The following is a 24,956-nucleotide window of genomic DNA, read 5'->3' on the forward strand; positions in this document are numbered from 1 at the left end:
GGAAGGGCAGGCCAGGGCATGACGCTTTCCACCCATGACGTGCCGGCGGCGGCGATCGGGCCGGCGCCGGACGCGTCCCCCGAATCATCCGCCGGCGAGCGGAGGAGCCCGTGGGCCGGGCTGGTCGCACCGGCCGAAGGCGGGCAATGGCCTCGCCCGGAGCCGGTCAGGACGCTGGCGGAGGAGCGGCTGCACCGTAAGCGCAAACTCGCCGCTGCGTACCGGCTCTTCGCCAAGCTCGACATCGCCGAGGGGCTGTCCGGCCATATCAGCGCCCGTGATCCCGAGCTGAGCGACCATTTCTGGGTGAACCGGTTCGGCCTCGACTTCAGCCGGATCAGGGTCTCCAACCTGCTGCTGGTCAACGGCAACGGGGAGATCGTCGACGGAACGCCGCCGCTGAACCCGGCGGCGTTCAACATCCATTCGCAGATCCATGCCGCCCGGCCTGATGTTGTCAGCGCTGCGCACACCCATGCGCTGTACGGCCGGGCGCTCGCCGCCATCGGCGAGCCGCTGCATCCGATCTCCCAGGATTCCCTCGCGTTCTATGAGGATCAGGTGATCTTCGACGAGTACAACGGAGTCGTGCTGGACGAGGCGGAGGGCCGGAAGATCGCCACCGCCCTCGGTCCGCACAAGCTGGCGATCCTGCGCAACCACGGCCTGCTCACCGTCGGCACCAGCGTGGAGGCGGCGGCGTACTGGTACATCGCGGCGGAGCGGGCGGCGCGGACCCAGCTCGTCGCGGCCGCGGCCGGCGCGCTGCGAATCCTGGACCACGAGATCGCCAGCGCCACCGCCGGCGAGGGCTGGGGTGACGACGGCGCTCGCTGGGCCTTCGAGGCCCTCTACGACCTCATCGTCGAGGAACAACCCGACCTGCTCGAGTGACGCCCCGCTCGGCCGGTACCCGTGCCCTGGACGGGCTTGCCGCGGGCGGGCCTGCGCCGTACGGGTGTGATCTGTGTCGGACTCGTGCGACACGTGGAGATCGCCGCCAGCCTGGGGAACTGCTCTCGTAGTGTGCACGACAATCACGTTCGGTGATTATTCGTGTGCTGATGAGGTCGGATGGTCCGCTCTCTGGTTCCATCCGGCAGCAGAGAGAGGCGGTGTCGTCATGGTCGGTGGTGGCAGGGATGTAGTCCTGGTGACAGGGGCGACGGGTAACCAGGGTGGTGCGGTCGCGACGCGGCTGCTCGCCGACGGCTGGTCGGTGCGGGCGCTGACGCGCGACCCAACGGGAGCGGCGGCCCGCCGGCTCGCCGACCGGGGTGCGGAGATCGTGGTCGGCGATCTCGCCGACCCGCAGTCTCTGGACGTGGCGGCGAAGGGCGTCCACGGGGTGTTCAGCGTTCAGCGGGGGGCGCTCGGCTATCCGCCCGTGCCGTTCGCGGACGAGGTCGCCTGGGGTCGCAACGTGGCCGACGCGGCAGCGCGGGCCGGTGTCCGTCACGTGGTCCACGCCTCGGCGGCGGGGGTGGGGCCGGCGGCTCCGCGGGCGCTGGCGAGCAAGTGGGAGATCGAGGAGTACCTGCGCGGCAGCGGGCTGCCGGTGACGATCCTGCGGCCGGTGTCGTTCATGGAGAACTACGCCTCGCCGGCCTTCGGGGTGCACACCGGCACCCTGGCGAGCCCGTTCGCGCCGGACGTCGCCGAGCAGCTCATCGCCCTCGACGACATCGGTGCGTTCGTCGCGCTCGCCTTCGCCGATCCCGCCCGGTTCGCGGAGCGGACCCTCGCGATCGCCGGCGACGAGCTGCGCCCCGCCGAGACGGCACGGGCCCTGAGCCGGGCCACCGGCCGCGACATCGGCCACGTGCAGCTGCCCGTCGACGTCGTCCGCGCGGCGAACGAGGACTTCGCCGACGCGGTGGCCTTCGTCAACGAACGCGGCGGTTACGGTGCCGACCTCGCGACCGCGCGGGCACTCCACCCGGAGCTGATGACGTTCGAGACCTGGCTGGACCGTCGCGGCGCCGCGCTGGTGGCCGCCCTGTTCGACTGACCGCCCTGTTCGACTGACCGCCCTGTTCGACCGACCGCTCGGTTCGGCTGGTCGCTCGGTTCGGCTGGTCGCCCGGTTCGGTTGAGCGCCCTGGTCGAGTAGTCGCGGGTGCCGTCCCGCAGCACCTGTCCGTTCCGCCAACGTCCGCCGGGGCGTGTTCTGGATCACTTTCCTACTTCTTGACTCGACAAGGTGTATTTACGCAGAGTGCTTTCCTGGGCCGCATTTCGACATGTCGGCCGGGAAGGGACGGGACCGATGCCCGATTCCACTCCGCTCCATCTCGCCGTCGCGCTCGACGGGGCGGGGTGGCACCCTGCACCCCGCCCCGCCAACCGCTGCGCCGACGCCGACATCGCCGCCGTCTGACTCCGAAGGGCCGCCCTCGTGAGCAAGCCGCGCAAGCAGATCATCCTCGGCGCCTACCTGGCGGGCGTGAACCACCACACGGTGTGGTCGGACCCGGCCGCAGGCAGCCAGATCGCGTTCTCCTCCTTCCAGCACCTGGCGCAGACCGCCGAACGTGGGAAGTTCGACTTCTTCTTCCTGGCGGAGGGCCTGGCCCTGCGGGAACGGTTCGGGGCGTTCCTGGACACCGACGTGGTCGGCCGCCCCGACACGCTGCCGGTGCTCGCCGCGCTGGCGGCCGTCACCGAGCACCTCGGGCTGGTCGGCACCGTCAACGCCACCTTCAACGAGCCCTACGAGCTGGCCCGCCAGCTCGCCTCCCTGGACCACCTCTCCGACGGCCGGGTCGGTTGGAACGTGGTGACGTCCCTCGACACCTTCACCGGCCGCAACTTCCGGCGCGGCGGTTTCCTGCAGCCCGCGGACCGCTACCTCCGGGCGGAGGAGTTCCTCGACGCCACGCGGGCTSTGTGGGACAGCTGGCCGGCCGACGCCGTCCCCGCCGACCGCGACCGCGGGCGATTCCTGCGGGACGGACAGGTGGGCCGGTTCGCGCGGCACGGTCGCCAGTTCGACATCGCCGGCCGCTTCACCGTGCCCCGCTCCCCGCAGGGCCGCCCGGTGATCCTGCAGGCCGGGGTCTCCCCACAGGGCCGGGACTTCGCCGCCGCCGGCGCCGACGCGATCTTCTCCCCGTACCACAGCCTCCCCGAGGCCCAGGAGTTCTACCGGGACATCACCGCCCGGGTCGCCGCCGCCGGACGTCCACCTGGCTCGGTGCGGCTGCTGCCCGCCGCGCTGTTCGTCCTCGGCGACACCGCGGCGGACGCCCGCGAACGGGCCCGGGAGATCGCCCGCGCGCAGGTCACCGGCCGGACCGCGCAGATCCTGCTGGAGGCGGTCTGGAACCGTGACCTGTCCGGCTACGACCCGGACGGCCCGCTGCCCGACGTCGAGCCGGACACCGACGGGCCACCGGCGATCGAGGGCCGGACCACGCGGCACGGCGACGCGCACGCGACGGTGAAGGCGTGGCGCGAGCTCGCGGAGGCGAACGGGTACTCGCTGCGCGAGCTGGCGATCCACCTGTTCGCCCGCGCCGAGTTCGTCGGAACGCCGACCCAGGTCGCCGACCGGCTCGACGAGTTCGTCCAGAACGACGGCTCGGACGGCTTCATCCTCGGGTCGCACCTGACGCCCACCGGGCTCGACGAGTTCGTCGACAAGGTCGTCCCACTGCTGCAGGAACGGGGATCGCTGCGCACGGAGTACGAGGGGACCACGCTGCGCGCCAACCTCGGCCTGCCGGCATTCCCAGCGCCGGCACTCCCAGCGCCGGCCATCCCGGAGGCAGCCGGCCCGGAGCCCGCGATTCCGGCGGCGGCGATTCCGGCGGCGGCGATTCCGGGGGCGGCCGGCCCGGAGCCGGCCCCGCGGTGACCGAGGCCGCAGCGGAGGCGGACCTGGGGCGGCCCGCCCCCGCCCCCGCCCCCGCCCCCGCGCTCGCCGCCCCCGCTCCCGCCGGCTCCGGCTCGGGCGGGCACCACGTGCTCGACAATCCGGTGCGCTCGTCGCTGTGCGGCCCGCACGCCCCGTTCGCGCAACGGCGCGGCGATGTCCGGCGCTACCCGCCGCAGATGTCGCAGTTCGCGGCCATGCCCGAGCGGCCCGACGCCGCGGACTGGGCCGATCTTGCCGCGCTCGCCGGCCCGGGAGCCGTCGTGCCGCTCGCCGCCGTCGAGACCCCGCCGCCCGCCGGCTGGGAGGTCGTCCTGCGCGGCACCGGGGTGCAGATGACGGGAGAGGGGGTCGCCGGCGCCCCGGGTGGCTCCGAAATCGTCCGTCTCAGCCCCGCCGATGTGCCGGAGATGCTCGCACTGACCGCCCGCACGAATCCCGGGCCGTTCCTGCCCCGCACGATCGAGCTCGGGACGTTCCTCGGGATCCGGCGCGGGAACCGGCTGGTCGCGATGGCCGGTGAGCGGGTCCGCCCGCCCGGCTGGACCGAGATCAGCGGCGTTTGCACCGAAGCCGCCCACCGGGGGCAGGGCCTGGCCTCCCGGCTCGTGCTGGCCCTCACCGCCGGCATCGCCGCCCGCGGCGAGCTCCCCTTCCTGCATGTCACAGGCAGCAACGACACCGCGCTGCGGCTCTACGAGGCGCTGGGTTTCCGCGCGCGCCGCACGCTCACCTTCACCATCGTGCGCGTCCCGCCCGCCGCCTGAGGGGCCTGGGCTCCGCCATCTGAGGGGCCTGCCGTCAACGATCAGGTCGTCTCGGTGACCAACAGCCCGCGTCGGCCGTGGCCGGGCCACCCGGAGGTGATCGAAAGCTGGCCGGGGTGGTGCTGGCGCGGCGTCGCGGTGCTTCCTTGTCTCCGGCCATCGCCGCATGGCGCCGATAATTCGCCCCAAAAAGGGCAAAAGGTGTGCAGTTCGCCTGGCAATCCGCAAGAAAGGAGGATTTTGGTCGTTGGAACGACCAAAATCCTTCATTCTTGCGACTCGCCAAACCGCCAAACCGCCGAACCGCGCCATGGGGCTACCGGGCGCGCTTGGGCGCTTGGGCGTGCGGAGGTCCGGTGGCGTTCGTGGAGCGCGAACCTCTCCGCCTGCCGACTAGCGATCTTGGTCGGTGTCAGTCTGTGACAGGCGGAAGGTGACGACCCATCTGCGCTGCCAGGGGGTCTCGACTGCTCGGCGCTCCGCCGTCTGGCGGCCCGGAGCCGCCTGGCCGCCCGGATGTCGGCTTAGGGCGACGTTAGCCGGCGCGGCGACGATGACGTCCGTTCCGGAAACAGCACGACAGCTGGAGGCAACCGGTGGCGGACGTTTCGGACGTGCACATTCTCGGGGTGGGGACCGCCCTGCCGGGGGCGCCGGTGGACAACCCGACGCTCGCCGCCCGGCTCGGCCTGGACACCTACTGGGGACAGTGGATCGATCACTTCGTCGGTACCGACACCCGCCACATGTCCGTCGACCTGGACAGCGGCGAGGTGGTGTCCACGCTGGCGGACCTGGGGGAGAACGCCGCCCGGCTGGCCCTGGCCGCCGCCGGACTGGGGCCGGACGCCGTCGACCTGATCGTGATGGGCACGGCCACCCCGGACAAGCTGATGCCGACCACCGTCAACGTCGTCGCCGACCGGCTCGGCATCGACGGGGTGCCGACCTTCCAGCTCCAGTCCGGCTGCACGGGGGCGTTCCAGGCCCTCGCGGTCGCGTCCCGGCTGCTGGTCGCGGGTGGCCCCCGCACGGCGCTGGTCCTCGGCGGCGACGTCGGCACCAAGGTCTTCGACTACAGCGCGGACTTCTCCCGGCTGCCGCCCCGCGAACTGATCAACTACATGCTGTTCGGTGACGGCGCGGGCGCGGCGGTGCTGAGCGTCGACCCCACCCCGGCGGCGGTGACGATCCGGCAGGTGAGCACCCGACTCACCGGTCTCGGCCGGGCACCGGGCCAGTCGCTGGACTGGTTCGGGGCGCGCCCGCCCGGCCCGGACTCGCCGACCGTCGCCGAGGACTACAAGGCCATCGAGGAACTGGTCCCGGTGATGAGCGAGGAGATCCTCGCCGAGCTGCTGGCGGACGTCGGCTGGAAGCCCGGCGACGTCGACTACGTTCTGCCGCCGCAGCTGTCGGGACGGATGACGACCCAGATCATGGAGCGCCTCGCGCTGCCCGGCGCGCAGGAGGTCAGCTGTGTGCGCCGGACCGGCAACACCGGCAACGCCACCCCCTTCTTCCAGCTCGAACGGATCCTCGACCAGATGTCGAGCGGCGACCGGGCGGTCGGCGTCTCGGTCGAGTCCTCCAAGTGGATCCGGGCCGGCTTCGCCGTGGAGAAGGCGTGAGCACCGTCGAAGGCACGGGCACCGTCGAAGGCACGGGCACCGTCGAAGGCGCGAGCACCTCCGAAGGGGCGAGCAGCTCCGAAGGCGCGAGCAACGTCCCAGGCGCGAGCACCCTGCTGGAACTGCACCGCGCCGATGAGCTCGCCGCCCGCTACCCGCTCGTCGCACCCCTGCTGGCCGGGCTCGGGACGGACGAGCTGGCTCGGGCGGGCGCGTTGCTGGCCCGGGTGCCGGCGGCCGAGGTGCGGCGGCACCATCCGACGGTCCCGGTGGTGAAGATCGCGATCACCGGGCACGGCACCCTGTCACCGCTCGTCGCGCCGCTCGCCGCGGAACTGGCCCGGCACGGCCTGGTCCTCGACCCCGTCGTCTCCCCGTTCGACAGCTACGTGTTCGACCTGACCGACCCGGGCAGCGCGCTGTACGCGGCCGGCGCGGACCTCGTCCTGTGCGTGCTGGACCCGATGATCGTGCTGGACGAGCTGCCCGTCCCGTGGACGCTCGCCGACCTGGAGAAGATCGTCGACGAGAAGGTCCGGCTGCTGACCGGGCTCGCCGACCGGTTCCAGGCGACGGGCCGGGGGACCCTGGTGCTCAACACCCTGCCGCTGCCCCGGCTGCTCGCCGGGCAGCTCGTCGACTACCGCTCCCGGGCCGCGCTGGGCGCGCTGTGGCGGCGTGCGGCCACGGCGCTGCTCGGGCTGGCCGAGGACCGTCCGTCCGTCGTCGTGCTGGACCTCGACCCGATCCTCGCGGACGGGACGGCGGCCCGCGACCCGCGGCTGAGCGTCTACGCCAAGGCGCACCTGGCTCCGGGCCTGCTCGCCGCCTACGCCCGCGAGGTCGGCCACCTGGCCCGCCTGGTCGCCGGGCAGACCCGCAAATGCCTGGTGCTCGACCTCGACGGAACCGTGTGGGGCGGCATCCTCGGCGAGGACGGACCGGACGGCGTCGAGGTCGCCGACACCTACCGGGGGGAGGCGTTCCGCGCCTTCCAGAAGGTGGCCCGCCAGATCGGCTCGCAGGGGGTCCTGCTGGCGGTGGTGAGCAAGAACGACCCCGAGCCGGTCCGTCGGATCCTCGCCGAGCACCCCGGGCTGACGCTGCGTGCGGAGGACTTCGCCGACGTCACCGCGAACTGGCGGCCCAAGCCGGAGAACCTGCGGGAGACGGCCCGCCGGCTCAACCTCGGCACCTCGAGCTTCGTGTTCGTCGACGACAGCCCGTACGAGCGGGCGCTGGTGCGCCGCGAGCTGCCCGAGATCGCCGTGGTCGACGTCGACGACGAGCCGGCGTCGCACGTGGAACGGCTGCTCGCCGACGGCTGGTTCAACGTCCGGGAGGTCACCGCGGACGACCGGGCCCGCCCGGCGCGCTACCGCGAGGACGTCGCCCGCGGCGATTTCCTGGACACCTTCGACTCCATCGAGGACTACCTGCGCGAGCTGGGCGTCGCCGTCCGCCTGGAGGCCGCGCGGGCGTCGCAGGTCGGGCGGCTGTCGCAGCTCACGCTGCGGACCAACCAGTTCAACCTGACCACCCGGCGCCTGCAGCCGCCGGCGGTGGCGGCACTGCTCGACGACCCCGCCGCGCTGGTCCTGGCGATCCACTCCGCGGACCGCTTCGGCGACAACGGCCTGGTCGGCGCGATCCTCGCCCGCCGCGTCGGGCTCGACGGGCCAGCGGGGACGGGGCTCGGTGGGCCAGCCGGGACGGACGACACTGGCGGCGCGGTCCTGCGGATCGACAACTTCCTGCTCAGCTGCCGGGTGTTCTCCCGCGGCATCGAACAGGCCTGCCTGGTGGCCCTGCTGCACCACGCCCGCGACACCGGCGCCCGCGAGGTGCTCGGCGAGTACGTGCCGACCGCGAAGAACGGCATCGTCGGCGACTTCTACCCCCGCTACGGCTTCACCGCGGCCCCCGCGCCCGCCACTGCGGCCCCCGCGCCCRCCGCCGCGGCCCCCGCAGCCGACGACCGCGCTGCCGGGTCGCCTGGCGGGACCGGCGGGACGACCTTCCGGCACGACCTGCGCGACATCGTCGCCGCGCCGACGCATGTCGCGCTCACCACCGTCTTCCTGGGAGAGCATGAATGATCAACTCGACGGAGTTCGCCGTCCTGGTCAGGGACGAGCTCGGGCTGCCCCTGGCCGAGGAGGAGCTCGGGGCCGCGTTCGATGAGCTGCCCGGCTGGGACTCGGTGTACCTGCTGCGCCTGCTGACCGTCATCGAGCGGGAGACCGGCGCCCGGGTCTCGCTGCCGGACGTCCTCGAGGCACGCAGCCTCGCGGAGGTCTACACGCTGGCGGTGGGAGCGTGACCGTGACCGTGGAGCCGGTGGCCCCCGCGCGCCGCCACACCCTCTACTTCCTCGACCAGATCCGGTCCTTCTCCCCGGTGTTCCTGGACACCGAGGTCGACATGACCCAGGTGCTGGCGCACCGCGCCGCCCGCCGGGAACGCACCGGACGGAAGCTGTCCCTGGTGACGTACATCGTCGCCGCCGGCGGGCGCGCGCTGGCCGCGCACCCCGAGGCCAACGCGTCGATCCGCGGCTGGCTGCGCCCGGTGGTCGCCCGCCACCCGCAGGTCAACGGCAAGGTCACCTTCGACCGGACCATGGGCGGCCAGCGCGTCGTGCTCGCCACCGTCGTCCCGGACGTCGCCGCCGGTGATCTCGACGCGATCCAGGACCGCATCGAGCAGTTCCGCGACCTCGACCCCGACACCGCCCCGGCCCTCGCCCCGATCCGCAAGCTCCAGGGGCTGCCGGTGCCGCTCGGCCGGCTGCTGGCCTGGCGGGCCGCCCGACCGCCGGAGCGCCGCGCGCTGCTGCTCGGGACGTTCGCGGTGACCTCGCTGGGCCACCGCCCGGTGGACGGCTTCCACTCCGTCGGCGGGACGACGGTGACGCTCGGGGTCGGCCGGGTGCTGGACCGCCCGGTGGCCCGCGACGGCCGGGTCGAGGTCGCCCCGGTGCTGCGGCTCAGCCTGGCGTTCGACCACCGGGTGATCGACGGGGCCGAGGCCGCGGACGTGCTCGCCGAGATCCGCCGCGTCCTGGAGGAGCCCTGGCCGCAGCCCATCGCCGCGATCCCCTCCACCGAGAGCGCCTCCACCGAGAGCCCTTCCACCGCGGCTGCTTTCACCGAGAGCACCTCCGCCGAGAGCCTCGACGACGTCCGGCCGACTGTTCCCGAGACCGTCGGGGGGCAGGCGTGAACGACGTCGCCGAGCTCAAGCAGTTCGGGTATGTGCACACCCAGACGCAGGGCATCCCGGTCGCCGAGTTCGAGCGGCTGCGTGACCGGATCGTCTCCGACGCGGGCGACGAGCCCGGATCCTGGGTGCACGAGTGGTCACACGAGGCGGCGGAGCTCGACCGGGCCGGCCGGGTCGACGAGGCCTGGCGCTACCACGCGATGGCGCGCTTCCCCTTCCCGGACGGGGCGCCGCGGCGCGCCGCGCAGGCACACTGCGTCGACGCGTTCGCCCGCTCGGCCACCGGCAGCGCGCTGGAGCGCCTCGACGTCGAGACGCCGGAGGGCCGGATCCGCGGCTGGGCCGTCGGCCTGTCCGCGGCGGAGCCGAAGCCGCTGCTGGTGATCTCCGGCGGGATCGTCGCCGCCAAGGAGCAGTACGCGCCGATGCTGCGGATCGCGACCGGGCTGGACATGGCCGGGATCGTCACCGAGATGCCCGGCGTCGGCGAGAACACCGTCGGGTACACGGCGAAGAGCTGGCAGACACTGTCCCACCTGCTGGACGCGGTGGGTGACCGGGCGCAGGCGTCCCGCACGGTCGCGATGGCGCTGAGCTTCAGCGGGCACCTGGCGCTGCGCTGCGCCGTCAACGACAGCCGCCTCGTGGGTGTCGTCACCGCCGCGGCGCCGATCTCCGACTTCTTCACCGACGCGCAGTGGCAGCGCGGCCTGCCCCGGATCACCGTCGACACCCTCGCCCACCTGACCGGGGTGGACGCCGAGAAGCTCAGCGGGCACATTCGCGACTGGGCGCTGTCGGACGACGAGCTGACCGCCCTCGCGGTGCCGCTCTACTACATGGCCAGCGACCGCGACGAGATCATCCCGCCGGGGGAGCTCGGCCATCTGCAGCGGTCCGTCCGGGAGTTGCACGTGCTGAGCCACGACGACGAACACGGCGCTCCGCGCCATCTCGAGGAGACCCAGCGGTGGGTCGCCGCGGCCATCCACACCCTGCGCGGCTGACTACTCCGGTCTCCGACTCTCGAGCCCGTGGCAAAACCGCTCTTTCCCCACCCGGAATCAGGCACGGCGGTGGTAGCGGTAGCGGCGGCGACGGGGCGAGGAGTGAAGGATTTTGGCTGTTCTGGCGACCATTATCCTTCAGCCTTACTCGGAAGCGGCCGCGTCCAGCCGGCTACCGCTCCCAGCGGGCGCGATTCCGCCGCGTTTTCTTCCGGACGATGACTGAGGCCGGCGCGTTCATGTTCCGATTGTCTCCGGCGGTAGCCACCGGCGTCCAGAACCCGTCCGGAACCTTTGGACGGGTGTCCTTCCGGCCCCGTCCGGCAAAGTGACAGTGGTGTTTGAAAACCGAATCGTTCCGATGTGTTGGATGAATGAAACCCAGAAGCTCGACGAGCCCCGCAGTCCCGGCAGCCCCGCAGTCCCGGGTCCCACCAGCCCGCAGCGCGCGATGTGTACCCCGGCCTGCGGTGGGAAGCTCGCAGCACGCCAGGCACGACGCGCAGGGAGCCTGTGACGCGTTGCACGTCGTCCGCGGCGTGATGCTCCGAGTAGTCGCCACGGCCTCCGCCTGATGCCAGGCAAGCGTGACTTTGCTACGGGCTCCGCCGGCATAAGCCTGGGATTAGCGGCCGCGCGGATAGTGATTCGACGCTCACGCATTATCCGACATGCTGGAGATGCCAGATGACCGAAGCGCAGGCGGTGCCCGCACTGACGCACGAACAGCCGACCTCCGTACCTCCGACCTTCCCGATGCCCCGGGCCTGCCCGTTCGCCCCGCCGGCGGCCTACTCCGAGCTCGCGGAGAAGGGCCCCCTCACCCCGGTGGTCGACGTGGAGGGCACGGCGGGCTGGCTGACCACCCGCCATGACGTGGCCCGCGATCTGCTGGCGCATCCGAAGGCCAGCAAGAACCTGACCCGGCCGGGCTTCCCCGCCCTGTTCCCCGGCGCGGCGGCGCTCACCGGGGAGATCAAGGGCTTCCTGATCTGGATGGACCCTCCGGAGCACACCCTCTACCGGCACATGCTCGCCGGGGAGTTCACCCTGCGGCGCGTGCAGACCATGCGCCCGCAGATCGAGAGGATCGTGGACGAAGGCATCACCCGGCTGCTCGACGGTCCCCGCCCGGTCGACCTGGTGCACGAGTTCGCGCTCCCGACCGCGTCGCTGCTGATCTCGGAGCTGCTCGGCGTCCCCTACTCCGAGCGGGACCTCTTCCAGCACGCCACCGGCGCGATCCTCAGCCACGAGAGCACCCAGGAGCAGCGCAAGAACGCGTTCATCCAGGTCCGCGGCCTGCTCAGCCGCGTCATCGCCGAACGTACCGAGAACCTCGGCGACGACCTGCTGAGCACCCTGATCCGCAAGTACCGCGAGGCGGACGTGTTCGACCACGACCACCTCGTCGGGATGGCCGTGATGCTGCTGGGCGCCGGGCACGAGACCACGGCGAACATGATCGCGCTGGGCACGCTCGGGCTGCTCGAGCAGCCCGAGGCCCTCGCCGAGTTCAAGGCCGACCCGGCGCTGGCCCCGCGGGTCGTCGACGAGCTGCTGCGTTACTTCAGCATCGGCGACCACGTGACGTGCCGGGTGGCGACCGAGGACATCGAGGTCCACGGCGTGCACATCCCCGCCGGCTCCGGGCTGATCGCGCCGAACGCGGCCGCGAACCGGGACCCGGCGGTGTTCCCGAACCCGGACGCGTTCGACATCCACCGCAACTCGCGATCGCATCTGGCGTTCGGCTTCGGCATCCACCAGTGCCTCGGGCAGCACCTCGCCCGGCTGGAGCTGGAGATCGTCTTCACCGAGCTGTTCCGCCGCATCCCCGACCTGCGGGTCGACGGCGAGGTCGCGGACCTGCAGTTCAAGGACCAGGCGCTGTTCTACGGCCTGCACCGGCTGCCGGTCACGTGGTGACACCGGCGCAGCGGGTGGGAGCAGAGCCGGTAGGAGTGCGGCCGGCAGGAGCGGAGCCGGCAGGGGCGGAACGGGCGGGGGCGGAACGGGCGGGGGAGACGACGATGCGGGTCACCGTCGACCACGACCTGTGCGTCGGTGCCGGCCAGTGCGTGCGCGCGGCGCCCGAGGTGTTCGAGCAGCGCGACCCGGACGGGAAGTCGACGGTGCTGCAGCCGGTTCCCGACGCGCGGTACCAGGCGGCCGTGCGGGAGGCCGCCGCCCGGATGTGCCCGGCACGGGCGATAACCGTGGTGGGCTGACGCGCAAGGCCGCCTGGCGATCGACAAAAGGTGAGGATTCTGGTCGTGCGAGCAGCCAAAATCCTCAACCTTTGCCCGCCAGCAACGAAAATTCGAACCCTCGGCCCGAAGATCTGAGGGCTTTTGTCGTCCTGGCGACCAAAATCGTCATATTTTGCGCGGCAGCAACGGCAGCAACGGCAGCAACGGCAGCAACGGCAGTAACGGCAGCAACGGCAGCAACGGCGGCATCGGTGGCCGGACGCGCCGGGCGGCCGTATAAGGAGGAGATTAGCGGCCGGTCGGACAATGAATTCATGGAACCTGGGCGGTACGTTCCCGGCGCCGGCATCCGGCCGGTGGGCGTACCGCCCGATCCGTGTACCCACAAGGTGGTCGGAAGGCCACCGGCCGGAGGGAGAAGCGCCGTGAGCCAGCAGGTCGAGGACATCGAGATCTTCATCATCGACATCGTGTCGCAGCGTCTCGAGGTTCCCGTCGAGGAAATCCCGTCCGACGCCGCCATCGGCAGTTTCGGCATCGATTCGTTCGGTGCTGTGGAGATCGCCGTCGCGCTGAAGAACACCTACGACGTGCTGTTCGTCGCCGGTGAGATCGGCGTCGACTTCACGATCGCCGACATCGCGGAACTGGCGGTGGAGAAGCTCGCGCAGCCGGTCGACGTCGGCGCCTGACGCACGTCCACGCCAGGCGGCCGAACGCCGCCCTGCGGCCGAACGATGCCCCGTGGCCGAACGAGTCACGGTCACCCGACAGACGAACGGGAGGCGACGATGAAGGTGATCGGATTCCCGGGGCAGGGTGCCCAGAAGGCGGGAATGGGCGCGGACCTCTTCGCCGACTTCGGGGAGCTGGTGGCCGCCGCCGACGCGGTGCTCGGGTACTCCGTCGCCGAGCTGTGCGTCGAGAATCCGGACGGCGCCCTGCTGCTCACCCAGTACGCGCAGCCGGCCCTGTACGTCGTCGAGGCGCTGGCCTGTCTGCGGCACCGGCAGGCCGACCCGACGCCACCGGACTATCTGCTCGGCCACAGCATCGGCGAGTTCGCCGCCCTGTTCGCAGCCGGCGTCTTCGACTTCGTCACCGGGCTGCGGCTCGTCGCCCGCCGCGGCGAGCTGATGAGCCGGTGCACCGGGGGGACGATGGCCGCCGTCCTCGGCCTGGCCGCCGAGGAGATCGACGACCTGCTCACCCGCCCGGGCCTGGCGGAGCTGGACGTCGCGCTGTACAACGCCCCCGGGCAGATCGTGCTCGCCGGCCCGGAGGACGCCGTCGACAGGCTGCTTCGGGAAACCGCCGGCACCGCGGTCCGGGCCGTCCGGCTCAACGTGAGCGGCCCGTTCCACTCCCGTTACATGAAACCCGCCGCAGTCGAGTTCGAACGGTACGCGCGGGAATTCGACCTGGCGCCGCCGGAGATTCCGGTCATCGCGAACGTGACGGCCCGCCCGCACGTTCCCGGCGAGATCGCGCACACCCTCGCCCGGCAGATCTGTGAGCCCGTCCAGTGGGAGCGCAGTATTCGCCTGCTGCTGGCAGCGGGTGAACTCGATCTGGTCGAGCTGGGCCCTGGAACAACGCTTGCGGGAATGGTCGCCAGGATCCGCGGGAAACGGCTGCGCGCCGCCGCGTGAACCGGACCGCCCGAACGAGGAACTCCACCGTTCGGGAACTCCTACCGTTTGGGAGATCGATGTGTTGCAGGAACCGTCCCGGCTCCTCGCGGTGGTGGGTGTGGCCGGCCGCTTTCCCGGCGCGCCTGACGTCGACAGCTTCTGGCGGCTGCTCGTCGACCGCGGTGACGCGATCCGTCCGGTGCCGGCCGACCGTTGGGACCGCACCGCCCAGCTGGACCCGGAGAAGGTGATCCAGGACGTCGGAGGTTTCCTCGACGACGTCGGCGACTTCGACGCGACGTTCTTCGGTATCTCGCCGAGGGAGGCCGTCGCGATCGACCCGCAGCACCGGCTGATGCTGGAGACGTCCTGGCGGGCGCTGGAGGACGCGGGGACCCGGGCCGCGAGCCTTGCCGGCACCCGCACCGGCGTGTACGTCGGCTCGTCCTGGCATGACTACGAGCTGCTGCGCAAGGACCGCGGCGCGGCACCGACCCAGCACAGCGCGTTCGGGACGGCGATGGACATGGCCGCCACCCGGATCTCGTACTTCCTCGGGCTCACCGGGCCGTCGCTGGCGGTCGAGACGGGCTGCTCGTCGTCGCTGGTGGCGCTGCACCTGGCCGGCCAGGCACTGTTGGCCGGGGAGATCGACGCGGCGCTGGTCGGGGGCGTGAACCTGATCCTCTCCCCGGAGGGCTCGGTCGGCCTGACCCACTTCGGCGGCCTGTCGCCGACCGGGCGATGCCAGGCGTTCGCCGCCACCGCCGACGGTTTCGTCCGCGGCGAGGGCGTCGCGGCGGTGTATGTGAAGACCCTCGCCCGGGCACTCGCGGATGGCGACCGGATCCGCGGTGTCATCGCCCGCACCGCGGTGAACAACGACGGCGGCGGCGAAAGCCTGGTGACGCCGAACCCGGGCGGGCAGGAGGACCTGCTGCGCACCGTCTACGAGGACTCGGAGATCCCCCTCGACCAGGTCGCCTACGTCGAGGCGCACGGCACCGGAACAGGCCGCGGCGACCCCGTCGAGGCGGGTGCCATCGGGCGGGTGCTCGGCGCGCGGCGCTCCCCGGGCGCCGGCCCGCTGCCGATCGGCTCGGTCAAGACCAACATCGGCCATCTCGAGCCGGCGGCCGGCATGGCCGGGCTGGTCAAGGCGCTGCTCGCGCTGGAGCACCGGGTCGTCCCGCCGAGCCTGTTCGCCGACGACCCGCACCCCGATATCCCCTTCGACGAGCTGAACCTGCGCCYCACCGGCGAGCCGGTCGGGCTTCCCGCGGACGCCCCCGTCTTTCTCGGCGTGAACTCGTTCGGCTGGGGCGGCACGAACGCCCACGTGGTGCTCACCGACCCGCCTGCCGCGTCCCGCGTCCCGGCATCGCCTACGGCGCAGCCGCCCGTCGCGCAGTCTGCTGTGGCGCAGTCGCTCGTCGAGCAGCCGCCCGCGTCCCAGCCGCCCGTGTTGCTGGCGCTTTCGGCGCAGACCGACGGGGCGCTCACCGCCCGGGCCCACGACGTCCGCGCCACGCTGGCACCCGCCCCGGCCGACGGCGGTGACGCGGTGCCGCCGGTGTCGGCGTCGGCGTCGGCGCCGACGGAGCTCCCGGCGCTGGCGGGGACGCTGGCCTGGCGGCGCGACCAGTTCACGTCGCGGCTGGCGGTCCTCGCCACCACCGCGTCCGGCGCTGCCGCGGCCCTGGACCGGTTCACCGCCGGCGACACCTCCGACGGCCCGGACCTGCTCGTCGGCAAGGCGCGGGCCGCGGGCCGGACCGCGTTCGTGTTCCCCGGGCAGGGCTCCCAGTGGGCGGCCATGGGCCGGGACCTGCTCGCCACCGACCCGACGTTCGCCGCGACCATCGACCGGTGCGCCGCGGCGCTGCGCCCGCACGTCGACTGGGACCTGCGGGAGCTGCTCGCCGGAGCCGCCAGCGACGAGTGGCTGGCCCGGGTCGACCAGGTCCAGCCGGCGCTGTGGGCGGTGTCGGTCGCCCTCGCCGAGGTCTGGCGTGCGGCCGGCGTCGAACCCGACGTCGTCATCGGTCACAGCCAGGGCGAGGTCGGCGCGGCCACCGTCGCCGGGATCCTCAGCTACGACGACGCCGCGCTGATCGTCGCCCGCCGCGCCGTGATCGTGCGGCGCGCCTCGGGCCGCGGCCACATGCTCGCCGTCGACCTGGACGTCGACGGGGCGCGGGCGGCTCTGGAGGGTTTCGAGGAGGTCGTCTCACTCGCCGTCAACAACGGGCCGCGCTCGTGCGTCCTGTCCGGTGACGGCGAGTCCGTGCTCGCGCTGAAGGAACTGCTGGAGGCCGACGGCACGTTCTGCCGCCTGGTCAACGTCGACTACGCCTCGCACAGCCCGCAGATGGACGAGCTGCGCGAGGACCTGCTCGCCGCGCTCGCGCCGGTGCGCCCCCGCGCCGGCGACATCCCGCTGAAGTCGACGGTCCGGGGCACCCTGCTGACCGGCCGCGAGCTGGACGCCGTCTACTGGGCCGACAACCTGCGCCAGCCGGTGATGTTCGCCGACGCGCTGGCGGACCTGTTCGACGAGGGCGTCACCCACGTCGTCGAGATCAGCCCGCATCCGGTGCTCGCACCGGCCGTCGAGGAGCTGGCGGGCGCGCGGGAGGACCCGCCGCGGGTGGTGACGACGCTGCGCCGCGACGAGGGCACGGCCGCCGACCTCGCGCACGCGTTCGGCCGTGCCTACATCGCCGGCCTGGAGCCGTTCGGGCGCCTGCCGCGTGACGCGTGGGCAACCGTCCCCGGCTACCCGTGGCAGCGCCGCACGTACTGGGTCGAGGCCGGCCGCGGCGGGCCGCGGCGCGCCGGCGCGCTCGACGTCACCCTCACCCCGTCCGTCACCGAGAGTGATGTCTGGACGGGTGTGCTGGAGCTGGCCCGCGACGACACCCCCTGGTTCGTCGACCACCGGGTGTTCGACGCGGTCGTCCTGCCCGGTGTGGGCATGCTGGCGCTCGCGCTGGCCACCGCCCGGGCCCGGACCGGCGCGGTGCCGGGCGCACTGACCGACGTCGAGTTCCGCAGCGATCTGACGTTCGGTGACGACCCGCTGCGCGTCAGCGTGCTGTGGCGGGACGACGTCAGCGGCGGCGGCAGCTTCGTCCTGTCGTCGCTGCCCGCGGGCGCCACCGACTGGACGACGCATGCCACCGCCCGGGTGCACCACGGCGCCGCCGCACCGGTCGGCGTCCCGTCCAACGGCGTCCCGTCCAACGGCGGTCCGGCGCTGGGCGATCCGGCGTCCCACGGCGCCCCGCTGTTCCCCGGGCATCTGCTGGCCGGCGAAGCCAGTGACCCGGAGGAGTTCTACGCGGCGTGCGCCGCCCGCGGCCTGAACTACGGCCCGTCGTTCCGCGGCCTGCGCCGGCTGTTCCAGGCCGGCCCCGGGACGGACGGCGCCACCGGTGCCGAGGCGCTCGGTGAGGTGGTGCTGCCCGAACGGTGCCGGGCCGGCGCACGTCCCGACGAGCTGCATCCGGCGTTGTGGGACGCCGCGCTGCAGGTCGCCCTGGCCCTGACCGGAGGTGACGGAGCCGTGGTGCCGCGTTCGGTCGACCGGGTGCGGGTGGTGGGATCGCTCACCGAGCCACCGACCGCGGTGTGGTCGCACGCGGTGCGCCGCGACTCGACCACCCTGGACTTCCACGTCTTCGACGCCGACCGGCGCCTGCTGCTGACGATGGAGGGCCTGCGCATGGAGGCCCTCCCCGACGCCCCCGGCGAGGCGGGCGCGGGGGAGTGGCGTGACTACCGCCTTGAGTTCACCGAACAGCCCCCGGCCGCCGACGCGGCGGAGCCGACGGACACGGCCGGTGGGGGCGCGGGCGTTGCGGGCGTGGCCGGAACCTGGGCGGTCGTCKCCGGACCGGGCCTCGGTGACACGGCCCGGGAACTGGCCGAGGCCCTCACCGCCCACGGCGTCACCCCGGCCCAGCACGACCTCGCCGACCCGGCGGCGCCGTGGGGCGGTGCACCGACGCATGTCGTCGTGCTCGCCCCCGCGGCCGACGCCGGTCTCGCCGCGCAGCGCCGCGGGCTGCTCGAGCTGGCCGCGCTCGTTTCCGCCGCCGTGGAGCAGCCGACCACCCCGCGGTTCGTGATCGTCACCACGGCCGCCCAGGCGCTCGACGGGTCCGCCGCCGACGGGTCCGCTGCCGCCGACCCCGCCGCCCCTGACCCTGGCGCCGCGCTGTACTGGGGCTTCGGCCGGGTGCTCGGCCGCGAGCACCCGGAGCTGCGTCCCGTGCTGCTCGACGTCACGCAGGGGGCACGCGGCCGGGTGGCCGACATCGTGACGGGGCTGTCGGCGCTGCTGTCCGCCCCGGGCGAGGACACCGACCAGGTCGTCGTCCGCGACGGCCGTCGCCACGTCGGCCGGATCGTCGCCGCCACCGTCGCCGCCGGGGATGCCGGCGAGCCGCCGGCCGGGGTGACCCCGTGGCGGCGCGCCGAGCAGGCCGTGCGGCTGAGCCCGGATCGTCCCGGCAGCTGGGACGGGCTGACGCTGCGTCCGCTGGTCCGCCGCCCCCCGGGGCCCGGTGAGGTCGAGCTGGTCGTCACCGCGTCCGCGCTGAACTTCCTCGACGTGATGAAGACGATGGGCACCTACCCCGACCCGCGCGGCGCCGGGCTGCTCGGCACCGAATGCGCCGGCATCGTGACGGCCGTCGGCGACGGGGTCGCCGCTCCGGCGATCGGCGACCGGGTGGTCGCCTGCGCGATGCCGGCGCTGGCGTCGCACCTGACCGTGCGTGCCGCCCACACCCGCCCGATCCCCGACTGGCTGGCCGACGTCGACGCCGCCGGGCTGCCGATGGTCACCGCGACGGCCTGGTACGGCCTGAACGACCTGGCCGGCCTCGCCCCGGGCGAGACGGTCCTGATCCACTCGGCGGCGGGCGGCCTGGGCCTGGCCGCCGTCGGGGTGGCCCGCCACCTGGGCGCCACCGTGATCGCGACGGCGGGCACCGCCGAGAAGCGCCGCCACCTGGCCGACCTCGGGATCGAGCACGTCTTCGACTCCCGCGATCTCGGCTGGGCCGAGCAGGCGCGGGCGGTGACCGGCGGGCGTGGCGTCGACGTGGTGCTCAACTCGCTGACCGGCGCCGCGATCGGGCTCGGCCTGGATCTGCTCGCCGAGGGCGGCCGGTTCGTCGAGGTCGGCAAGAAGGACATCTACGGTGGGCGCACCATCAGCCTCAGCGCCTTCCAGAAGGGCATCGGCCTGTACTCGGTCGACCTGAGCGCGCTGATGACCCGCCACCCGGTGCGATTCGCGCGGCTGCTGAGCGACGTCTGGGACCGGGTCGAGGCCCGCGACCTGCCACCGCTGCCGGTGATCACCCGTCCGTTCGCCGAGGTGGCGGAGGCGCTGCGGGACATGTCCCACGGCAGCCACATCGGCAAGTTCGTGGTGCGGATCGACCCGGCCGACCTGCCGCCTGCCGCGCCGGAGCCGATGCCGCAGGGCCGGTTCCGCGCCGACGCGACCTATCTGATCAGCGGCGGGCTCGGGGCGCTCGGCCTCTCCCTCGCCGAGTTCCTGGCCGACCACGGTGCCCGCAGCCTGGTGCTGCTGGGCCGCCGCGCGCCGGACGCAGCCGCGACCGCCCGCCTCGACGCCCTGCGGGGCCGGGGCGTGCGGGTGGAGACCCGCCAGGTCGACGTCGCCGACGGCGCCGCGCTCAACGCGGCGCTCACCGAGCTGCGTGCCGCGCTCCCGCCGCTGCGCGGTGTGGTGCACGCCGCCGGCCTGCTCGACGACGCGACGATCCTGACCCTGCGGCCCGAGCAGGCCGAGCGGGTGCTGGCCCCGAAGGTCGACGGTGCCCGCAACCTCGACGCCGCTACCGACCCCGACCCGCTCGACTTCTTCGTCCTGTTCTCGTCCGCGGCGGCGCTGATCGGCAACGCCGGCCAGGCCGCCTACGCGGCCGGCAACGCCTACCTCGACGCGCTCGCCGTCGCCCGCCGCCGCCGCGGCCGGCCGGGGCTGAGCGTGCAGTGGGGGCCGTTCGCCGAGATCGGGCTGGCGGCGAGTGAGGACAACCGGGGCGCCCGCCTCGCCGACCGCGGGATGGGCAGCTTCACCGCCGAGGAGGCGTGGCAGGCACTCGCCGGCTACCTCGGCGCCGGTGGTCCGGACACCGCGGGCCAGGGTGCCGCGGGCCAGGACACTGCAGGCCAGGAGACCGCAGGCCAGGAGACCGTGGGCCGGCGCATCGCAGGCCGGGGTGCCGACGGGCAGGTCGTCGCCTACCTGCGCCTCGACCTGCGGCAGTGGTTCGACTCCTACCCGGACACCGCCGCGCTGGAGAGCTGGAGCGTGCTGCGCCGGGCCTCGCGCGACGGCACCCCGGTGGGTGAGCAGGGCAACGAGTTCCTCGCCCGGCTGCGCACCAGCGACGGCGACGACCGCCGCGAGCTGCTCGAGGGCAAGGTGCGCGAGCTGGCCAGCCGGGTGCTGCGCCTGGACCCGACCGCGATCGAGCGGGACCTGCCGTTCAAATCGCTCGGCCTCGACTCGCTGATGGGCCTGGAGTTCCGCAACCGCCTGGAGTCGGCGTTCGGCCTGAAGCTGTCGCCGACCCTGCTGTGGACGTACGGAACGATGCGCGCCCTGTCCGGCGCCCTGACGGAGCGACTGTTCGAGGCCGCGGCCCCCGCCGCCACCCAGGAGGACTGAGAACGCATGGCTCACGACGACAGTCCCACGCTCGTCCCGGCCGCTGCCCCGCCGCCCGGCGCCCCGGCCCCCGCACCGGCGTCCCGTACCGCGCTCGCGCGGGCGCTCGACACGATCCGCTCGCTGCGGGCGCAGCTCGACGCGCAACGCGCCGACCAGCCGCTCGCCGTCGTCGGCGTCGGCCTGCGCCTGCCCGGTGGCATCGACGACCTCGACGGCTACTGGACGGCGCTCGCCGCCGGCCGTGACCTGGTCACCCCGCTCAGCCAGGAACGGATGGGCCCGTTCGCCGACCAGTGGGCGGGCCTGCACCGCAAAGGCGGGTTCCTCGACGAGGTGATGGACTTCGACGCCGGCTTCTTCGGTATCGGCGGCCGCGAGGCACGGCGGCTCGACCCGCAGCACCGGCTGCTGCTGGAGGCTGCCTGGGAGGCCCTCGAGGACGCCGCGCTGCCCCCGGAGCGCCTGACCGAGACCCGCACCGGATTCTTCGTCGGCATCACCAACCAGGACTACGACGACTGGCGGCCCGCCGACGTCGACGCGGTCTGGGGCATCGGCAACGCGATCTGCTACTCCGCCGGGCGGATCGCGTTCACCCTGGGGCTGACCGGCCCGGCGATGGCGGTGGACACGTCCTGCTCGTCGTCGCTGGTGGCTGTCCATCTCGCGCGGCAGGCGCTGCTGCGGGGCGAGTGCGAGGTCGCGCTCGCCGCCGGTGTCAACCTCATCGTGTCTCCGGCGTCGACCAGGCTGATCTCCCAGTCGGGCCTGCTCGCCCCGGACGGGCTGTGCAAGCCGTTCGACGCCCGCGCGAACGGCTTCACCCGCTCCGAAGGCTGCGGGATCGTCGTGCTCAAGCGCCTCGCGGACGCCCGGCGGGACAACGACCGCATCCACGCGGTGATCGCCGGCTCGGCGCTCAACCAGGACGGCAGGTCCGCCAGCATCACCGCGCCCAACGTGCGGTCCCAGATCGACGTCATCGCCGCGGCGCTGGCCGACGCGGGCCTGACCGCCGCGGACATCGGGCACCTGGAGGCGCATGGCRCCGGGACCGCCCTGGGCGACCCGATCGAGATGGACGCGATCGCGACCGTCCTCGGCCGTCCGCGCGGCGGGCGCCGGCTGACGGTCGGATCGGTGAAGTCGAACCTGGGCCACCTGGAGTCCGCGGCGGGCATGGCCGGCCTGCTCAAGGCGATCCTGTGCGTGCAGCGCCGGGCCGTGCCTCCGCTGGTGCACTTCCGGACCCTGAACCCGCGCCTCGACCTCGCCGGTACCGGAATCGCCATCCCCACCGAGGTCGAGGCCTGGTCACCGGACGACGGCCGCTACGCCGGCGTCAGCTCCTTCGGCATGAGCGGTACCAACGCCCACGTCATCGTCGGCCCGGCGGACGTCGGCACCGCGGTGGACATCGGCGCGGTGGACATCGGCGCCGCAGCGGGCAGCGGTGCGGCGGTGGGTGCCGGCGCCGCCGTGGGCACCGGTGGTGCGGTGGGCACCGGCGCCGCGGTGGGCAGCGGTGATGTGGTGGGTGCCGCGGCCGGTGGCGGGAGGGCGGTTCCGGTGGCCGGTTTCGAGGTGACGGCACGAACCCCGGACGCGCTGCGGGTCCTCGCGGCGCGCTACCGGGACCGGCTGGCCACCCTCCCGGACGACGCCTACCCGGCGTTCGCCTACACGGCGACCGCGGGCCGGGCGCGCCACCCCGTCCGCGCCCGGGTGCTCGCCGCCAGCCGGCCGCAGGCCCTCGCGGCCCTCGACGCGCTCGCCGCGGGCACTCCCGTGGAGCCCGGCGAAGGCGAGCTGACGGACCTGCCCCGTGCCGTCGTCGACCTGCCGCACTATCCATGGGAGCGGCGCCGCTACGCGATCGTCCCGGCTGGCAGCGCGGAGACCCCCGCAGCCACCCTTCGCCTCACCGCCGTCTGATCCGCAGCGCTAGTCCAAGGGCGATGAGCGAAGAGCCCGTCGCAGAATCCTGAGAAGCGGCGGATCCGGGCTGCCTGTATGGGCTTGGCGGAGCCGTGCTGATGGGGGGTGAATCCCGCCCGTCCGGCCATCCATCGAGGATCCCGCACTGCCGTGCGGCGGGGTCATTTCACCCCTTTCGCGGCAAAAGGGGTGCCCGATTCACCTGGCGGCCCGCAAGAAAGAAGGGTTTTGGTCGTTGGAACGACCGAAATCGTTCACTCTTGCGACTTGCAAAACCGGGCTGCCGGGCTACCGAGCTGCCTGTCTACCGAGCACTCGGAGGTCCGGCTGTGTTCGTGGGGTACGAGCCTCCCGGACCACCGGCTGGGAGATCTTGACTGATGCCGATCTGTGGCAGGATCTCCGGCAGTCGAATCCTCGGCTCTTGCTTAATGGCAATGTACCCGGGGAACGCAGTCTCACTGATGGCTCCGCACTGAGGAGCAGAACGCCGACGGTCCTCGCAGCGTCCAGTCTTCTGGGGTTGCGAGGACCGTGGCGTTTCCGGGCGCGGTGCGTCAGCCGGCGAGGCCGAGGTCGCCCAGGCCGCCGGGGACGTCGACCGGGGGGCCGGTGACCTCGGCGCCGAGCACCGCGGTCAGCTCGGCGCGGGTCGCCACGTTCACCTTCGCGAAGATCGCCTTGGTGTGGTCGCGCACGGTGTGCTGGGAGATCCCGAGCCTGCGGGCGATCCGGTCGGTGCCGTGCCCGGCGACGAGCAGCTCGGCCAGCTGGCGTTCGCGCGCGGTGAGGCCGTAGAGGGCCAGCATCACCGGCAGCAGGTCGGCGCGGCTCGCGGGCTCCAGCACGACGGCGGTGCGTGACGTGCCGCCGCCCCCGTGCGCCGGTGCGGAGACCAGCACCTCGCCCTGCACCAGCAGCCAGCCGCCGCCGGGCAGCGACATCCGCAGCCGGGCCGGTCGGGGCGGGCCGCCCGCTACGGCGTTCGCCTGGGCCTGCACGGCCACCATCGTGACCGACACCGGCAGCTCGGGCGGTTCGGCCGGGCTGATCCGCCGCAGCCAGCGGTCCGCCTCCGCGGTGGAGGCCTCGAGGTGGCCCGCCGCGTCCAGTATCAGCGTGCCGGAGCCCGCCAGCGGGGTGCGTGGCGCCGCGGTGCGGGCCAGGCCGGACCGCAGGCCGTGGCCCAGATGGCGGGCGATCGAGGCGACGTAACGGACCTCGGCGGCGGTGAAGTCGGGCTCGTCGTCGGCGCGCCGCAGACAGCCGATGCCCCAGGTGGCGCTGCCGTCCCGGGCGAGCAGCCGCAGCTCGTCGCGCAGCCCCAGCGGCTCGTGGACGGACCGGTGCCGGGTGGCGCGGTCCAGGTCGCCGCCGGTGGAGGCGGCGAGGGACACCGCGCAACGCCCGGATCGGTCGAGGTCGAGGAACCCGTTGACGCCGGTGCCCGCCAGCTCGTCGTGCAGGTCGTCGGCGCGCAGGCAGACCTTGGGACCGACGGCGTGCAGCCGGGTCGGCAGCAGCGTCTCGGGGTCGGTCGTCATCCACGAGCCGGCGTCGTACGGAACCACTCGGCGGACCCGCTCGGCGACCTCGGCGACGAGGTCTTCCGGGGTGATGCGCTGCTCGCACAGGTCCGCGATCCCCTCGCGAACGGCGCTGGCGCGGATTCCGAGGGCAGGTTTCGCCACGCCCGCGAGCTTACCCGACCTTGCCGATCGAAAAAATCCCCAAACTTGGGGGGGTGCGCGAAGCCCCTAGTTGCGGGATGGGCGTGCCGGCTGATCCCCGCAAGTATGACGGGTACTGAATGAGCCTTTCCCGTCGGCGACGCGGACTCTCGGCGACCTGGACTCTCGGTGACCTGGACTCGCGGCGACGTGGATTCTCGGCGACGTGGACTCGCGGTGTCCCGGACCGTGCCCGTGAGATGGAGAAGGCTC

Annotated in this window: 16 protein-coding genes; 15 read left to right on the forward strand and 1 reads right to left on the reverse strand. The window is 73.1% G+C overall.

Translation table 11 applies throughout. The features are described 5' to 3' along the window. The first annotated feature begins 18 nt into the window (after positions 1-18). The 15 genes from CcI49_RS13815 (at position 19) to CcI49_RS13885 (ending at position 23,010) form a co-directional block, all read left to right on the forward strand. The gene (locus tag CcI49_RS13815) at positions 19-894 is read left to right on the forward strand and encodes a class II aldolase/adducin family protein (RefSeq protein WP_076826990.1); all 876 of its coding nucleotides are present in this window, start codon (positions 19-21) and stop codon (positions 892-894) included. A gap of 259 nt (positions 895-1,153) precedes the next feature. After that, positions 1,154-2,011, forward strand: coding sequence for an NmrA/HSCARG family protein (locus tag CcI49_RS13820; RefSeq protein WP_241840053.1), 858 nt, complete (start codon positions 1,154-1,156; stop codon positions 2,009-2,011). A 387-nt stretch (positions 2,012-2,398) separates the two neighbouring features. Continuing rightward, positions 2,399-3,859 (forward strand): NtaA/DmoA family FMN-dependent monooxygenase, encoded by a 1,461-nt coding sequence (locus CcI49_RS13825; RefSeq protein ID WP_076826994.1) that lies wholly within the window; start codon positions 2,399-2,401, stop codon positions 3,857-3,859. 107 nt (positions 3,860-3,966) lie between these two features. Then, positions 3,967-4,644 (forward strand): GNAT family N-acetyltransferase, encoded by a 678-nt coding sequence (locus CcI49_RS13830; RefSeq protein WP_076827339.1) that lies wholly within the window; start codon positions 3,967-3,969, stop codon positions 4,642-4,644. Positions 4,645-5,240: 596 nt separating this feature from the next. Beyond that, complete coding sequence (locus tag CcI49_RS13835) at positions 5,241-6,275, forward strand: 3-oxoacyl-ACP synthase III family protein (RefSeq protein ID WP_076826997.1); 1,035 nt, start codon at positions 5,241-5,243, stop codon at positions 6,273-6,275. Between the two features lie 113 nt (positions 6,276-6,388). Then, positions 6,389-8,374: an HAD-IIIC family phosphatase gene (locus tag CcI49_RS13840; protein WP_076827341.1), complete on the forward strand. Its 1,986-nt coding sequence runs from the start codon at positions 6,389-6,391 to the stop codon at positions 8,372-8,374. Further along, positions 8,371-8,598 carry an acyl carrier protein gene (locus CcI49_RS13845; RefSeq protein WP_054569483.1) on the forward strand — a complete coding sequence of 76 codons (228 nt, stop codon included), beginning with the start codon at positions 8,371-8,373 and terminating at the stop codon, positions 8,596-8,598. The genes CcI49_RS13840 and CcI49_RS13845 overlap by 4 nt, the downstream gene beginning before the upstream one ends. Then, a complete protein-coding gene (locus CcI49_RS13850; RefSeq protein ID WP_076826999.1) occupies positions 8,595-9,500 on the forward strand; it encodes a 2-oxo acid dehydrogenase subunit E2 in 906 nt (301 codons plus the stop codon). The genes CcI49_RS13845 and CcI49_RS13850 overlap by 4 nt, the downstream gene beginning before the upstream one ends. Beyond that, positions 9,497-10,507 (forward strand): alpha/beta hydrolase, encoded by a 1,011-nt coding sequence (locus CcI49_RS13855; RefSeq protein ID WP_076827001.1) that lies wholly within the window; start codon positions 9,497-9,499, stop codon positions 10,505-10,507. Before CcI49_RS13850 ends, CcI49_RS13855 begins: the two co-directional genes overlap by 4 nt. A 687-nt stretch (positions 10,508-11,194) precedes the next feature. Next, positions 11,195-12,436 carry a cytochrome P450 gene (locus tag CcI49_RS13860; RefSeq protein ID WP_076827003.1) on the forward strand — a complete coding sequence of 414 codons (1,242 nt, stop codon included), beginning with the start codon at positions 11,195-11,197 and terminating at the stop codon, positions 12,434-12,436. Between the two features lie 104 nt (positions 12,437-12,540). Beyond that, a complete protein-coding gene (locus CcI49_RS13865; protein ID WP_054569480.1) occupies positions 12,541-12,738 on the forward strand; it encodes a ferredoxin in 198 nt (65 codons plus the stop codon). A 71-nt stretch (positions 12,739-12,809) separates the two neighbouring features. Next, positions 12,810-13,412: an acyl carrier protein gene (locus CcI49_RS41545; protein ID WP_131831089.1), complete on the forward strand. Its 603-nt coding sequence runs from the start codon at positions 12,810-12,812 to the stop codon at positions 13,410-13,412. A gap of 99 nt (positions 13,413-13,511) precedes the next feature. Further along, positions 13,512-14,372, forward strand: coding sequence for an ACP S-malonyltransferase (fabD, locus tag CcI49_RS13875; RefSeq protein ID WP_076827005.1), 861 nt, complete (start codon positions 13,512-13,514; stop codon positions 14,370-14,372). A gap of 61 nt (positions 14,373-14,433) precedes the next feature. Further along, entirely contained in the window at positions 14,434-21,072 is a 6,639-nt protein-coding gene (locus tag CcI49_RS13880; protein ID WP_076827007.1) for a type I polyketide synthase, read from the forward strand. Positions 21,073-21,078: 6 nt separating this feature from the next. Then, positions 21,079-23,010: a polyketide synthase gene (locus CcI49_RS13885; RefSeq protein WP_083749499.1), complete on the forward strand. Its 1,932-nt coding sequence runs from the start codon at positions 21,079-21,081 to the stop codon at positions 23,008-23,010. 560 nt (positions 23,011-23,570) lie between these two features. Here CcI49_RS13885 and CcI49_RS13890 read toward each other — a convergent pair. Beyond that, complete coding sequence (locus CcI49_RS13890; RefSeq protein ID WP_054569475.1) at positions 23,571-24,704, reverse strand: helix-turn-helix transcriptional regulator; 1,134 nt, start codon at positions 24,702-24,704, stop codon at positions 23,571-23,573. Between the last annotated feature and the right edge of the window lie 252 nt (positions 24,705-24,956).

It is taken from the genome of Frankia sp. CcI49, from assembly GCF_001983215.1.
GTDB classification, from domain to species: Bacteria; Actinomycetota; Actinomycetes; order Frankiales; family Frankiaceae; genus Parafrankia; species Parafrankia irregularis.